At 54.7% G+C, this 13,591-nt stretch carries 10 protein-coding genes; 1 reads left to right on the top strand and 9 read right to left on the bottom strand.

Translation table 11 applies throughout. The features are described from left to right. The 4 genes from BZK42_RS22250 to BZK42_RS22265 form a co-directional block, all read right to left on the bottom strand. On the bottom strand, positions 1 to 1,835 hold a 1,835-nt coding region (locus tag BZK42_RS22250), incomplete at its 3' end, for a DUF2339 domain-containing protein (RefSeq protein WP_080860276.1). Positions 1,836 to 1,971: 136 nt separating this feature from the next. Continuing rightward, complete coding sequence (locus BZK42_RS22255; RefSeq protein WP_080860278.1) at positions 1,972 to 3,840, bottom strand: amidohydrolase; 1,869 nt, start codon at positions 3,838 to 3,840, stop codon at positions 1,972 to 1,974. Positions 3,841 to 3,861: 21 nt separating this feature from the next. After that, on the bottom strand, positions 3,862 to 4,407 hold the full coding sequence (locus BZK42_RS22260) for an antibiotic biosynthesis monooxygenase (RefSeq protein WP_016152022.1): 546 nt from the start codon (positions 4,405 to 4,407) through the stop codon (positions 3,862 to 3,864). A 174-nt stretch (positions 4,408 to 4,581) separates the two neighbouring features. Then, entirely contained in the window at positions 4,582 to 5,223 is a 642-nt protein-coding gene (locus BZK42_RS22265; protein WP_003021513.1) for a hydrolase, read from the bottom strand. 273 nt (positions 5,224 to 5,496) lie between these two features. On the opposite strand from BZK42_RS22265, the gene BZK42_RS22270 reads away from it, so the two are divergent. Then, positions 5,497 to 6,399 carry a LysR family transcriptional regulator gene (locus tag BZK42_RS22270; RefSeq protein WP_047357684.1) on the top strand — a complete coding sequence of 301 codons (903 nt, stop codon included), beginning with the start codon at positions 5,497 to 5,499 and terminating at the stop codon, positions 6,397 to 6,399. On the opposite strand, the gene malZ is transcribed toward BZK42_RS22270, so the two are convergent. The 5 genes from malZ to phoB all read right to left on the bottom strand — a co-directional run bounded on the left by malZ (position 6,393) and on the right by phoB (position 13,563). After that, the gene (malZ, locus tag BZK42_RS22275) at positions 6,393 to 8,210 is read right to left on the bottom strand and encodes a maltodextrin glucosidase (protein WP_080860280.1); all 1,818 of its coding nucleotides are present in this window, start codon (positions 8,208 to 8,210) and stop codon (positions 6,393 to 6,395) included. The two genes, BZK42_RS22270 and malZ, sit on opposite strands and share 7 nt — an antisense overlap. A gap of 138 nt (positions 8,211 to 8,348) precedes the next feature. Beyond that, positions 8,349 to 9,722, bottom strand: a complete 1,374-nt coding sequence (gene proY, locus BZK42_RS22280) for a proline-specific permease ProY (protein WP_016152018.1) — start codon at positions 9,720 to 9,722, stop codon at positions 8,349 to 8,351. 80 nt (positions 9,723 to 9,802) lie between these two features. After that, positions 9,803 to 11,122, bottom strand: coding sequence for a branched-chain amino acid transporter carrier protein BrnQ (gene brnQ, locus BZK42_RS22285; RefSeq protein ID WP_016152017.1), 1,320 nt, complete (start codon positions 11,120 to 11,122; stop codon positions 9,803 to 9,805). Positions 11,123 to 11,527: 405 nt separating this feature from the next. Then, positions 11,528 to 12,823: a phosphate regulon sensor histidine kinase PhoR gene (gene phoR, locus BZK42_RS22295; RefSeq protein WP_047357682.1), complete on the bottom strand. Its 1,296-nt coding sequence runs from the start codon at positions 12,821 to 12,823 to the stop codon at positions 11,528 to 11,530. 50 nt (positions 12,824 to 12,873) lie between these two features. Further along, positions 12,874 to 13,563: a phosphate response regulator transcription factor PhoB gene (gene phoB, locus BZK42_RS22300; RefSeq protein WP_080860282.1), complete on the bottom strand. Its 690-nt coding sequence runs from the start codon at positions 13,561 to 13,563 to the stop codon at positions 12,874 to 12,876. Positions 13,564 to 13,591: the final 28 nt, after the last annotated feature.

The raw sequence follows: 13,591 nt of genomic DNA on the forward strand, positions 1-13,591 counted from the left end.
GCGTCACGCCAGAGCAGCGCTACCGCAACAATTAGCGCCGCGCACCAGGCCAGATTCGGCCAGCCCGCCGCAAAAATCTGCTGTACAGCGATCTGATAGATCAGCATCACCAGCATCATCGGCCACAGCAGCCATTTACTGGCATCCAGCTCCCGCCACGCCAGGCGACCCGCGATACTTCGCCAGCCCCAGCTCGATACCGCCATTAATGCCAGCACGCCAGACAGTACCCACCGATCCTGTTTCAGAACGAGTTGCGATACCGCAACGAGCGCAACAATCCAGAAAACCAAACCACCAGCGAGTAGCGCCCAACTACCCGGCATACAAATGTTGCGCCATAGCCATGCAGCAACCAGCCAACTGAGGCTGAGCACGGCAAAAATCAGCATGACTGAGAGCGCGGTTGTTCCGTTCGCCAGCGCCCATAGCGCGCTCCCCACGGCCAGCACGAGCAGCGCCGTACCGCTATAACTCATGCGTCGTTGCTGTTGTTGCACGCCCAGCCAGAGGATCCCAAGCCCCTCCAGCGACCAGGCCATCGCCGTCCAACGGGCTGAAAGCGCCAACGGGATAGCAAGAGTGGTAAACGCACCACCGAGCGCCAGGGCGGACAATACCAGAGGTCTCCCCAGAGAAGAGGAACGCCGCAACGCAAACTTTGCTAACACCAGATAGAAACCACCGTAACCCAGCGCACTAAGCGCCGGACCATAAGCCATATGCCGGGTAATGGCATACTGCATTCCAAAACCGATCAGCGGTGGGGCAAACAGCAGTACGCCGTCAATAATCTGTTTGCCTTTTTCCTGCGCCTGGAGCGACAACGCCACGCTCAGCACGCCAAAAATAATCGTGTTGGCGATCAGGAACAGTTGGCAACTCAGGTAATACTCTGGTCGATAGCCCTCCAGGCCCCACACCCCGCCAACGCCGAAGGTGAACAGCAGGCCAAGCAGATTAAGCTCCCGCCAGTGCTGCCAGATGCTGATGGCGAGAATGCCGACCGAGAGCAGAAGATAGAATGAGAAGAGCGCGACATGACTGCCGCCGCCGGTGGAAAGCAGCAGCGGCGCAAGATAACCGCCAAGACTTGCCAGCATCGCCAGGCTGAGCGCCTTTTGCAGAATAGCCAGCCCCACACTCGCCGCACAAATCACCACCAGCAGCGCAAATGCCAGCGTCATTGGCAGCATTTGCCAAAGCCGGAACGCGCCAAAGACGGTGAGATAGAGTGCTCCGGTAGCTCCCCCCTGTAATATCAGCGCATAGATCGGTTGCTTATGCCGCAGCCGCCAGCCCAACGCCAACAGCACAATAGCGAACAGCGCGGCCGCCACCAGACGCAGCTCCAGCGGAAACAGAGAATGTTCGACCGTATAACGCAGCAGGAAAGAAAGCCCCAAAAACAGGAGCAAAATACCGAGCTTTGCCAACGGGTTACCCTGCATAAACCAGCGCACCAGCGATGACATTACCCCGCCAAAAGCAGAAGGCCGCTCGACGTCGGGCGTAGATACCGCCGCATTATCCGGCTTCGGCTGTGAAGCCCACGGGTTAACGGGCTCAGGCGGCGGCTCAGTTACAGGCTCCGGCGATACGCTGCTCATCGCAGTCGTTGGCGCATCGGCAGGAACAATATCTTTTGCTGCCGTTGGCTCAACGGCGCTGGTCTGCGCCACACCGCGCAGCTCCAGCTCCTCTACCCGACGGCGCAAGACCATCAGCTCAGAACGTACAGCCGCACTGCGTCTGAATGCCACGATCGCGAGGCCAGGAACCACTACCAGCGCGAAGAATAATACAATGCAGCCAAGGGTTAGCAGCTCATCCATGTTTCCACCTTCACTGTATAAAGACAGACCAGAATGACACAAATTGTTGCAGTTGCGCCATATCGGTTAACACGATGAACCGCTTTTCAGAATAGACAATCAGCCCCTGGGTTTGGCCAGGGGCTGTGATCAGGGATTAAAACGCGAAGCAGGAGCAGCCAAGCGCGCCCCAGAAAGCCCGGTCATCTGACACCGGAATTGCCGATTTACGCGCTATATCATGCTGATGACCGTGTACGCCGCAGCTGCCGCAGCACTGGTGCATCTGCACCATTGCGCCAATTTTCGCCGCAGCAGGCGGCGCTGAGCGATAGTGCCCCGGCACTTTTACCACCGGCGACCAGTCAGGTACAACCGGGATGACCGGCGGCGCCAGCGGAGTGAAATGCCCGGCCGCATACACCACTTTGCCATCGACAATGGTCATCACCGACTCTATGCCTTTGATCTCCTCTTCCGGCACACTGAAGTAATCTTTAGACAGCACCACCAGGTCGGCCAGTTGGTCTTTCTCGATGCGCCCTTTCTTACCCTGTTCGCTGGAGAACCAGGCGCTACCGGCCGTCCACAGTTCCAGCGCCACATCGCGCGGCAGGCGATTGTTATCATCGTACATCGCCATCCCTCCCACAGTACGGCCCGAAACCAGCCAGTAGAGCGCTGTCCACGGGTTGTAGCTGGCCACGCGGGTGGCATCAGTCCCCAGCCCTACCGGAACTTCAGCCGCCAGCATTTTCGCCACCGGCGGGGTATGTTTGACCGCATCTTTGCCGTAGCGATCGACAAAATATTCGCCCTGGAACGCCATACGGTGCTGAACAGCGATCCCGCCCCCCAGCACTTTTACGCGCTCGATATTCCGTTCGGTAATCGTTTCAGCGTGATCGAAGAACCAGTGCAGGCCATTGAACGGGATATCGCGATTCACCTTCTCGAATACGTCGAGCATTCGGCTGATGGATTCATCGTAGGTGGCGTGCAGGCGGAACGGCCAGCGGTGCTCCACGAGGTGGCGCACCACGCGCTCCAGCTCATCTTCCATACCTTCCGGCAGATCCGGGCGTGGCTGGAGGAAGTCTTCAAAATCCGCGGCCGAGAAGACCAACATTTCCCCTGCCCCATTGGCACGGTAGAAGTCGGTCCCCTGCCCTGGTTTGAGCATATCGGTCCAGCGTTCAAAGTCTTCCAGTTCCTGCTGCGGACGCTGGGTAAACAAGTTGTAGGCGATGCGCACCGTCATCTGTTTGTTGGCGTGTAACTGCTCAATTATCTCGTAATCTTCCGGGTAGTTCTGAAAACCACCGCCTGCATCGATGGCGCTGGTCATCCCTAGACGATTCAGCTCGCGCATAAACTGCCGGGTCGAGTTGACCTGCATTTCCAGCGGCAGTTTTGGTCCTTTTGCCAGCGTCGAATAAAGGATCATGGCGTTGGGTTTGGCGATCAGCATCCCGGTTGGGTTACCGTTGCTATCACGCACAATCTCACCACCCGCCGGGTCCGGCGTCGCTTTGGTGTAGCCGACTGCTTTCAATGCGGCACGGTTCAGCAAAGCTCTGTCGTAGAGGTGCAGAACAAAAACTGGGGTATCCGGGGCAGCTTCATTCAGTTCTTCGAGGGTTGGCATGCGACGTTCGGCAAACTGGAATTCGCTCCAGCCGCCCACCACGCGCACCCATTGCGGCGATGGCGTTCTGTCAGCCTGCTCTTTGAGCATGCGCAGCGCGTCCGCCAGCGACGGTACGCCTTCCCAACGCAATTCCAGGTTGTAATTCAGACCGCCGCGAATGAGGTGCAGGTGCGAATCGTTCAGGCCCGGGATCACCGTATGCCCTTGCAGATCGACAACCTGCGTCCCGTCGGTGGCAAAACTCATGATGCGATCGTGGCTACCGGTCGCCAGGATCTTACCATTGGCGATCGCCACCGCCTCGACCTGCGGGTTTTGTCTTTCGAGAGTATGAATTTTTCCGTGAGTCAGAATCAGTGTGGCAGTTTGAGACATAACAATCTCCTGAGAAACCGGTCAGGCTTTTTTCAGCCATCCGGCAAACAGACGGGTTACGATGGGCATCCAGAACCAGACCACCAGCGCAACCACACAGGCATCATTGATCAGATGCAGGAGTAACGAGCCCTTCATGGCAGGCAGCACAATGCCGGTCAACCACGGCACCAGATTGGTGCTGGGAAAAATCACCAGCAGGGTTATCAGAAACTGTTTCCAGCGCCTGGGCTGACGTACATGGGGCGCGGGCGGCGTAAACCAGAACGCTGCTTCGGTGCGGATTTCGGTTTTATCCCCCTCCGCCAGCAGCGGGGCAATCTCTTCGACCAGCACGCGGCGCGTATCGGACTGGGTCCAGTTATACAGATGCTCAAGCGTGTCGAAGCGGATAATGATGTTCCACAAGTTGTTGCCATCTGCAGGACGAATCACATTCGCCCCCAGATGACCGGGAAACTCGGCCGCCACCGGCATGATTTTCCCCAGCCACTGCTCATACCGCTGCGCTTGTTCAGGCAGCAGGGTGTGGGAAATCACCAACGTCACATGTTTGTTCTGCGCCATAAAGGGTTCCTTGTTGAGAGGAAACAGGCCCGCTTAGGCCACGGAAGCAATACACAAAATCATTCATGGCGCATCGAAACGGCAAGATTGTGTATCCCCGGAGGCTGACAAAAGTTAGTGACCGGGGTTCGCAAACGAAGCCCACAAAGAGGCAACATGAAGGATGAGGTGTATTTAGGCTTTACGTTCCGGCGCGCCATGCACCATGGTGTAGGCGTAATCCACGCCCATACCGTAGGCGCCGCTGTGCTCACGTACCAGATCCATGACGGCGTCGTAGGTTTCTTTGCGGGACCAGTCGCGCTGGTACTCGAGAAGAACCTGTTGCCAGGTCACAGGTACGGCACCCGCCTGTACCATGCGGTCGATAGAACGCTCATGGGCATCCACGGATGTGCCGCCGGAAGTGTCAGTTACCACATAAACTTCGTAACCCGCTTCCAGCGCCATCAGCGCCGGGAAAGTCAGGCATACTTCGGTCCACAGCGCGGAGATAATCAATTTTTTACGCCCGGTCGCTTCCACGGCTTTCACAAACGCCGCATCTTCCCAGGAGTTCATCGAGGTGCGTTCAATTGGTTTAACATCAGGATGAACCGCTAACAATTCCGGCCAGATATAACCGCTAAAACTTTTCGTTTCCACAGAAGTATAAATCACCGGAACATTGAATATTTTCCCGGCCTTCGCTAATGCCACGGTATTATTTTTCAAAGTCTGGCGGTCAATATTCGCCACACCAAATGACATTTGCGGCTGATGATCAATAAAAATAAGCGTTGAGTTTTGAGGGTCAATCAGTTCCCGAATAGACATAGCACACCTTCTTAATCAATAAGTTAAAAGGCAACGGTCTGTATCTGCCGTCAGCAGCAGGATCCTGAATCAGAAAGCTTGTTGAGTATAGCGGGAAATTTCTAACGAGTTATTAAAGAAAACTTACCATCCAGTGAAACTATTAATTTTGTGTTGCGTTATATCCTAAACAACATCAAAAAAATGCGCATGACTCATCTAATTTATTCACTGGCATTGTTTTTCTCCATTCGGTACAACAGAGGGGTTTAATTTTCAGGATATTTTCTGCTTATGCGCATCAATCTGGATGTTTTGCTAATTCTCGACGCACTCGATAAACAGGGTTCATTTGCCGCGGCGGCCGAATCGCTGTTTAAAACCCCTGCAGCACTCAGCTATATGATTCAAAAGCTGGAAAGTGATTTGAATATCGAGTTGCTTGACCGTTCCGGTCACCGGGCAAAATTTACCGACACCGGTCAGATGATGCTGGAAAAGGGACGTTTGCTGCTGAGTGCGGCAAAAGATCTCGAAAAGCAGGCGGTGCAGCTGAGTTCAGGCTGGGAAAAAGAGCTGGCGATTGCGCTGGACGACTCCTTCCCTTTCGCCTCGCTGTTGCCCATTATCGATGAATTTCACGCGCTGAATAAGCAAACCCGCCTTAACTTCACCCACCATACGCTGGCGGGCTCCTGGGAGGAACTGACGCATAATGGAGCAGATATTATTTTGGGGGCGATTAATGAACCGCCTACGTCAGCGGCCTGGTCCTACAAAATGCTTGGCACGCTGGACAATGTGTTTGTCGTTGCGCCTGAGCATCCGCTGGCCGCAGCACCGGATGGCCTGACTAACGAACAGCTGTGCCTGCACCGGGCGATTGTCATTAGCGACAGCGCCCGCTTTTGTCATCCGTTACAAACCAATCTGATGGAGGAGCAGGCGCAGATTCGCGTTGATGATTTCCACAGTAAGGTGATGCTACTGCGGGCCGGCTTGGGCTGCGGATTTCTCCCCCGCCATATTGCTAACCCGTGGCTTGCCACGGGCGAGCTGGTGGAAAAAACGGTCATCTCATTTCGCCAAAAAGACGTGGCCTATATGGCCTGGCGCAATAACCGCGATGGACTGGCGCAGCGCTGGTGGCGGGAAACGCTGCTGGCAAGCCCGGATGTTACGCACTTATATCAATGACCCATCCACACCGAGGCGGAAATCGCCGGCAGCGTCAGGATATCCTCGGCAAGCACGCCTTTGCCCTCCTGGTGCTGCCATTGGCTGACGCTCAGTAATGGCGAGGCTGGCAGGACCACTTCACAGGCGTGGCCACGGTTAATCGCCACCAATACGCGCTGGCGGTTTAGCACGCGTACAAACACCACCACGTTATCCTCGGCGTAAATCACCTGACAACCACCATGGCGCAGCGCCTGGCTCTGGTGGCGTAATGTTGCCAGCCGCTGATACAACGCCAGCAGGTTAGCGTCCTGTTTTTCAGGCTGCCACGGGAATGGTTTGCGACAAAACGGATCGTTGTTCCCATCCAATCCCACTTCGTCACCGTAGTAAATACAGGGCACGCCAGGCCAGGTAAACAGCCACACCACCGCCAACGGTAAACGTGCGACGTCTTTACCGAGCAGAGATTTAAAACGGGCGGTATCGTGGCTGTCGAGCTGGTTGAACATCCGCAACTGCTGCTGATGCGACAAACCCGCGCGATAGTTATCCATCCACGCCATACAGGTCTGGGCGTCAATGAATTGCGGATCGTATGAAATATCGGTATTGGCGAGAAATCCCCATATCGGAAAGGTAAAACCGCGATAGTTCATGGCGGCATCTTCCGCGTCGGCCTGCAACCATTGGCGCGCGTCGCCAAAATGCTCGCCCACCACATACGCCTCTGACTGGGTCTCTTTCGCCGCCTGCGTAATTCCGGCCACGTGCTGCAGGTTGTTGTGCGCACCACCGGCCTCTCCCAGCATATGCACCACGTCAAGACGCCAGCCGTCCATACTCCACGGCGCTTTCAGCCAGTGGCGAACGATGCTGTCTTCGCCGCGATAAATTTCATTCACCAGGCTTTCAGAGGAAAAGTCCAGCTTGGGCAGGCTGGAATACCCCAGCCAGTCGAGCGCGACGCCGTCGGCTGAGAAATGATACCAGTCGCGCCAGGGGGATTGCGGATTATGGCACGCGCCATCCGTTCCCCGATTATGTCGGTCAAACCAGGCGTGTGAATCGCCGCTATGGTTAAAAACACCGTCGAGAATCAGGCGCATCCCCTGCTGTTGGGTGGTGTGACGCAGGCGCAGCAGCGCCCTGTCGCCGCCAAACTGCGGATCAACATGACGGTAATCTTCGGTATCGTATTTATGCACGCTCGGCGCGGTAAATACCGGATTCAGGTACAGCGCCGTGACGCCTAACGTTTTCAGATACGGCAGCTTTTCGCTGATGCCGTCCAAATCGCCGCCATAAAACGTGGAGCCACCGGCCTGGGCCGTAAGCGGTTCATCCCACTCGCGCCGCACAATATCGTGTCCGGCAGCGTGGTGGTAATAGACGTTATCCTGAGTCGCTTCACGCGACTGGCTGCGGGCAAAACGGTCCGGGAAAATTTGGTAAAAAATCTGATCGGCGACCCACTGCGGACCGTTATCCGGCACATCAACAGCAAACTGCTCCAGACGCGCAGGCGGAAAACGGCTGAATCCCTGCGGGGTGAACCACAACTGACGATCGAGCCAAAGTAATTTAAAACTATAGCGTCGACGAGGCTGTCCGCTGGAGAGATCGATCGCCGCTCTCCACGCGGTCACGCCCGGCTGCGGCTGGCTGCGTTGCTTGTGCATACCCAGCGAAATCTCTTCGTTATCGTTTTCTGCGCGTAGCGTCACCCGCTGGGGTGGATTTTCCCCCGCCAGCCATAATGTAATCGTCAGTTGATCTTTGTTTTGCTTAACAAATGGGGCAACCGGAAGGTGCCAGGCGTTCAACATCACGTATCCCCTTTGATGATAATGACGTCACCTTGCCATAGCGAAGTGCAGGATCACTCATCATCTTAACGATTATTGGGGGAGGAGTGCGGGGGAGGAGAAAATTGCCGGGTAACATTAAGCTACCCGGCAAAAATATTACTGCGCTTCAGCCAGTTGGCGCTCGCGACGGCGCTTGAAAACCCAGCCGGCAAGCAGCAGGATAATCCACGCAAAACCGACGTATAGCGAAATGCGGGTATCCGGATGATAGCCGATAAGCGCGATGATAAAGACCAGGAAAATCAGGCCAATGACGGTCGTCACAACCCCACCCGGCACTTTAAATTTCAGCGCCTTAACCTCTTCCGGCGGCAGACGACGACGGAAGGCAATTTGTGACAGCAGGATCATAATCCACACCCATACCGTTGCGAAGGTCGCCAGAGAGGCGATCACCAGGAAGACGTTTTCCGGCATGATGTAGTTTAGATACACCGCAAACAGCAGCGCGATGGTCATCACCATCACCGTCACCCATGGCACGCCACGACGCGACGTCTTGGCGAACATTTTCGGCGCGCTGCCCTGCTCCGCCATACCGTGCAGCATACGCCCCACGCCAAAGACGTCAGAGTTGATGGCCGACAGCGACGCGGTCAGGACTACGAAGTTGAGGATCCCGGCGGCAAAGGTAATCCCCATATGCTGGAACGTCAGAACGAACGGGCTACCGTCAGTGCCGACCTGGTTCCACGGGTAAATAGACATGATGACGAACAGCGTCCCCACGTAAAACACGAGGATACGCATCGGTACGGAATTGATGGCGCGCGGAATAGATTTTTCCGGGTCTTTGGCTTCGCCAGCGGTAATCCCGATAATCTCAATCCCGCCGTAGGCGAACATCACCATTTGTAGCGACATCACCATGCCGAGCCAGCCGTTGCTGAAGAAACCGCCGTTGCTCCACAGATTATGGATACCGGTAGGCTGTCCGCCGTTACCAATCCCCCAAATGATGATGCCAAAACCGGCGACAATCATGATGATAATGGTGGCGACTTTAAAGAACGAGAACCAAAATTCCAGCTCGCCAAACACCTTCACGCTCATCAGGTTGATGGCGCAGATAATCAATACCACGCTGAGTACCCAAATCCAGTGCGGTACGGCCGGGAACCAGACGCCCATGTAAATACCAAAGGCAGTCACATCGGCAATGGCGACAATCAGGATTTCAAAACAGTAGGTCCAGCCGGTTATGTAGCCTGCCAGCGGTCCGAGGTTTTCCTGCGCATAGCGCGAGAAGGAGCTGGCAGCAGGGTTATGAACGGACATTTCGCCCAGCGCGCGCATAATGATATACGCCGCTACGCCGCCGATAATATAGGCCAGCAACACGCTTGGCCCCGCCATTTTGATGGCATCGGCCGAGCCGTAGAACAGCCCGGTACCAATTGCTGAACCTAATGCCATAAAGCGAATGTGCCGGGTGCTCAGCCCACGCTTTAGCTTGTTATTACTTTCCATCGATTCCTAACCTGTTAACACAATAAAAAACCACGGGGCCATGTTAATAGCCCCGTGGTTAAAACTTATTGTCAGTGATATTAGTGTGCGCTGGAGGTCACTTGTCGACCCGCTGCACGATCCCAGATAACTGCCAGGACCACCATCACGACTGTTGGCATCAACCACGCCAGCCCCTGCTCCGCCAGCGGTAAACGCTGGGTCCAGGCCGGTAACACGTCGCCAATTGCAGAAGCTTTAATGCCATCAAGGATACCAAAAATCAGGCTGATAAACATCGCAGGTGCAATGACGCGGGAAGAATTATGCCACCATGAGCGGGTAAAACTTAATACAACCAGTGCGATACATGGCGGATAGATAGCCGTCAGCACCGGAATAGAGATCTGAATCAGATGGCTCAGACCCAGGTTAGAGACCACCATCGAGAAGCCGCCGAGGATAAATACCAGCGTACGATAAGACAGTGGAACGTACTGGGCAAAGAACTCTGCGCACGCGCAGGTCAGGCCAACAGCGGTGACCAGACAGGCGATGAAAATCAACGCCGCCAGCAGGAAGCTCCCTGCGCCACCAAAGGTGTGCTGAACATACGCATGCAGAATTGCCGCGCCGTTAGCAGATTGATCGACCAGAATTGCGCTATCTGAACCCAGACGGAACAGCGCGAGATACAGCAGCGTTAAGCCCACACCCGCCATCAAACCCGCCCAAACGGTATAACGGGTCAGCAGACGCGCTTCAGTAACGCCACGCGAGCGAGCGGCGTTGACGATAACAATACCAAATACCATCGCGCCCAGCGTATCCATGGTCAGATACCCGTTCACGAAGCCATTAGAAAACGCAGCAGTTTGATAGGCTTCCATCGCATTGCTGATCGGGCCTGCTGGCCAGACGATTGCGGCGACAGACAGGACCACCAGCGCCAGGATTTTCAGCGGAGCCAGGAAATTACCAACCGTATCCAGCAGTTTGCCCGGATACAGCGAAACCAGAATCACAATCGCGAAATAGACCACGCTGTAGATAAGCAGTGGCAGCGCGGAGTCACCGGTCAGCGGTGCAATCCCGACTTCGAAAGAGACCGTCGCGGTACGCGGCGTAGCAAATAACGGTCCAACAGCCAGATAGCACACGGTCGCCAGCAGCAAACCAGCGACTTTACCGATAGGCGTGCTCAGTCGGTCCACACCACCACCGACTTTCGCCAGCGCGACAACGGTAAGTACCGGCAGGCCAACGGCGGTAATCAAAAAGCCAAAAGCCGCAGTCCAGACGTGTTCACCTGCCTGCAAACCAACCATTGGGGGGAAGATGATGTTACCTGCACCAACGAACAGTGCAAATGTCATAAATCCCAAAGCGATAATATCGCGCGATTTTAACTGATGGGTCATAAAGTCTTACTGCCTGTGGATGTGGTGTTGAAAATAATAAATTTTTGCCTTTCCCTGGGGGACAATACAGCGGCATTTTTGCTCAATTCCAGCGGGAAACACTCCCAGACTGGCGCGGCGAAGAATAGTTTTTCGATTTACCGCGTAAATGCAGTCGGTATGACAGCACCTGGAGCGCAATTTAAACGCTTATAACGTTTTAAAGCAAGGTGGGATCCAAAAACCAGAACAATATAGCGATATGAAAAATGGGGTTAGCACAAAACACCATTTCATGGAAAAAGGTATGGGTAATAGTTCGAACAAAAAACAACCAAACGTCGTAAAATTCAGGATGGTTATATTGACCGCATAGAAAAAGCCAGCTTGCGCTGGCTTTTGGAAAGATTATCTTACGAATGCGCCTTAACCGTTAATTTTGGCAATTAAACGTTCCGGGATCACGAAACTAAATCGCGTCCCAACGCCTGGTTCGCTTTCGATATTCAAGCGACTGTCGTGATGATGCAGCGCATGCTTAACGATGGCCAGGCCAAGTCCGCTGCCGCCCGTTTGCCGCGATCGCGCCTTATCCACACGATAAAAACGTTCGGTTAAGCGTGGAATATGCTCGGCGGCAATGCCTGGACCGTTGTCTTCCACGCAAAACTCCGCCCCCGACGCCACATGCTGCCAGCGTACGGTAATGTGCGTTCCCGCTGGCGTATGGTTCACCGCGTTGTAGACGAGATTCGAGATAGCGCTACGCAACTGCTCCTCGTTACCCCGCACGTTCAGGCTATTATCAACATCAAAGGTAAACGTATGTTTTTGCTGGCTCAGCGTTTGCGCTTCGTGTTCGAGCACGCGCAGCATCATGGGCACATCGACCTTCTCATTCAGCAGTAGCGTCGGCGCAGCCTCAATTTTTGACAGCGTCAGCAGCTGTTTCACCAGCCCTTCCATGCGATACGTTTGTTCACGCATGGTATGCAGCGCTTTTTCACGCGTCGTCCCTTCCAGCGGATGCTCCTGCATCATTTCCAGGTACCCTTGTAACACCGTCAGCGGCGTACGCAGTTCATGGCTGGCGTTGGCGAAAAAGTTACGTCGTGAACCTTCCAGTTGATGCATCTGGGTAACGTCGCGCGCCACCATCAGCAGTTGCTTATCGGTATAGGGCATCACGCGAATTTCCAGATGCCGTCCGGTATTGAGTACCAGATTGATCGGTCGGCTAAAATCGCGCGTTTTCAGATATTGTGTAAATTCCGGGTAGCGCAACAGGTTAAGAATATTTTGCCCGCTATCGTCCGGCCAGCGCAGTCCCAGAACCTGCTGGGCCAGTCCGTTACACCAGAAGATACCGCCTTCTTCAGTGGTCAGCACCACCGCGTCGGGTAGCGATTCCGCCCCGCTGCGAAAACGTTTAATCAGATTACCCAGTTCACGACGGCGCTTTTTGTTGCGCAGTTGCATTTGATGCAGCCCGTACAGCAACGGCTCCCAACTGCCTCGCCCCGGCGGCGGCGTCATGCTTCTGTCGACCCATAGCCACCAGGACAAACGTAATAAATTCCAGAAATGCCAGATAAGCAGGCCCGTTACCGACGCCAGTAAAAACCAGGGCAGGTAACCGAAAAAAGCGCTAAGGATAAATGCCGGTATGCAGCACAGGATCAGCTCCAGTACCAACCTTTTCCATGACAATCGTTCTAGCAAACGTCTTACTCCCTATACGGCCTATTCCTTCAGGCCCTGATTCTTGTCAGTCAGAAGCGGGTTGAAAAACGATATCCCGTCCCGCGAACCGTCTGCACCATACGATCGTGTCCGCTGTGCTCCAGCGCCTTACGTAAGCGGCGGATGTGCACATCCACTGTCCGGTCTTCCACGTACACATTGGTTCCCCAGACATGATTGAGGAGTTGCTCGCGACTGTAGACACGCTCGGGATGAGTCATAAAGAAGTGCAACAGTTTGAATTCGGTCGGCCCCATATCCAGCGGATCCTTGCCGGTCATCACGCGATGCGAGGTGGGATCAAGGCTTAGCCCCTGCATCTCTATAACCTCTTCCACCGCCATCGGTGAAATACGACGCAGAACTGCTTTAATACGCGCCACCAGCTCCTTGGGAGAAAAGGGCTTGGTAATATAATCATCCGCGCCGGTTTCCAGCCCCCGGACGCGATCTTCCTCTTCCCCCCTCGCTGTCAGCATCATCACCGGGATATCCCGCGTCATCGCTTCGCGCTTGAGATGTTTAATAAACTGTAGACCCGAGCCGCCGGGAAGCATCCAATCAAGCAGGACGAGATCCGGCCAGGGTTCATTGAGTTGGTTCACAGCACTGTCATAGTCTTCGGCTTCAACGGGTTGAAATCCGTTTTGCTCGAGCACGAAGCAGACCATTTCACGAATTGGAGCTTCATCTTCTACGACCAGAATACGTCTCGCCATGATTTGCCCTGTTTGTAATTAAATCGTT

The sequence above is a fragment of the Citrobacter braakii genome (assembly GCF_002075345.1).
Classification (GTDB): Bacteria; Pseudomonadota; Gammaproteobacteria; order Enterobacterales; family Enterobacteriaceae; genus Citrobacter; species Citrobacter braakii.

Excerpts from the sequence above, each read along its gene's own strand:
- BZK42_RS22255 (WP_080860278.1), bottom strand. The coding sequence starts at position 3,840 with ATGTCTCAAACTGCCACACTGATTCTGACTCACGGAAAAATTCATACT.
- BZK42_RS22260 (WP_016152022.1), bottom strand. The coding sequence starts at position 4,407 with ATGGCGCAGAACAAACATGTGACGTTGGTGATTTCCCACACCCTGCTG.
- BZK42_RS22265 (WP_003021513.1), bottom strand. The coding sequence starts at position 5,223 with ATGTCTATTCGGGAACTGATTGACCCTCAAAACTCAACGCTTATTTTT.
- BZK42_RS22270 (WP_047357684.1), top strand. The coding sequence starts at position 5,497 with ATGCGCATCAATCTGGATGTTTTGCTAATTCTCGACGCACTCGATAAA.
- malZ (WP_080860280.1), bottom strand. The coding sequence starts at position 8,210 with ATGTTGAACGCCTGGCACCTTCCGGTTGCCCCATTTGTTAAGCAAAAC.
- proY (WP_016152018.1), bottom strand. The coding sequence starts at position 9,722 with ATGGAAAGTAATAACAAGCTAAAGCGTGGGCTGAGCACCCGGCACATT.
- brnQ (WP_016152017.1), bottom strand. The coding sequence starts at position 11,122 with ATGACCCATCAGTTAAAATCGCGCGATATTATCGCTTTGGGATTTATG.
- phoB (WP_080860282.1), bottom strand. The coding sequence starts at position 13,563 with ATGGCGAGACGTATTCTGGTCGTAGAAGATGAAGCTCCAATTCGTGAA.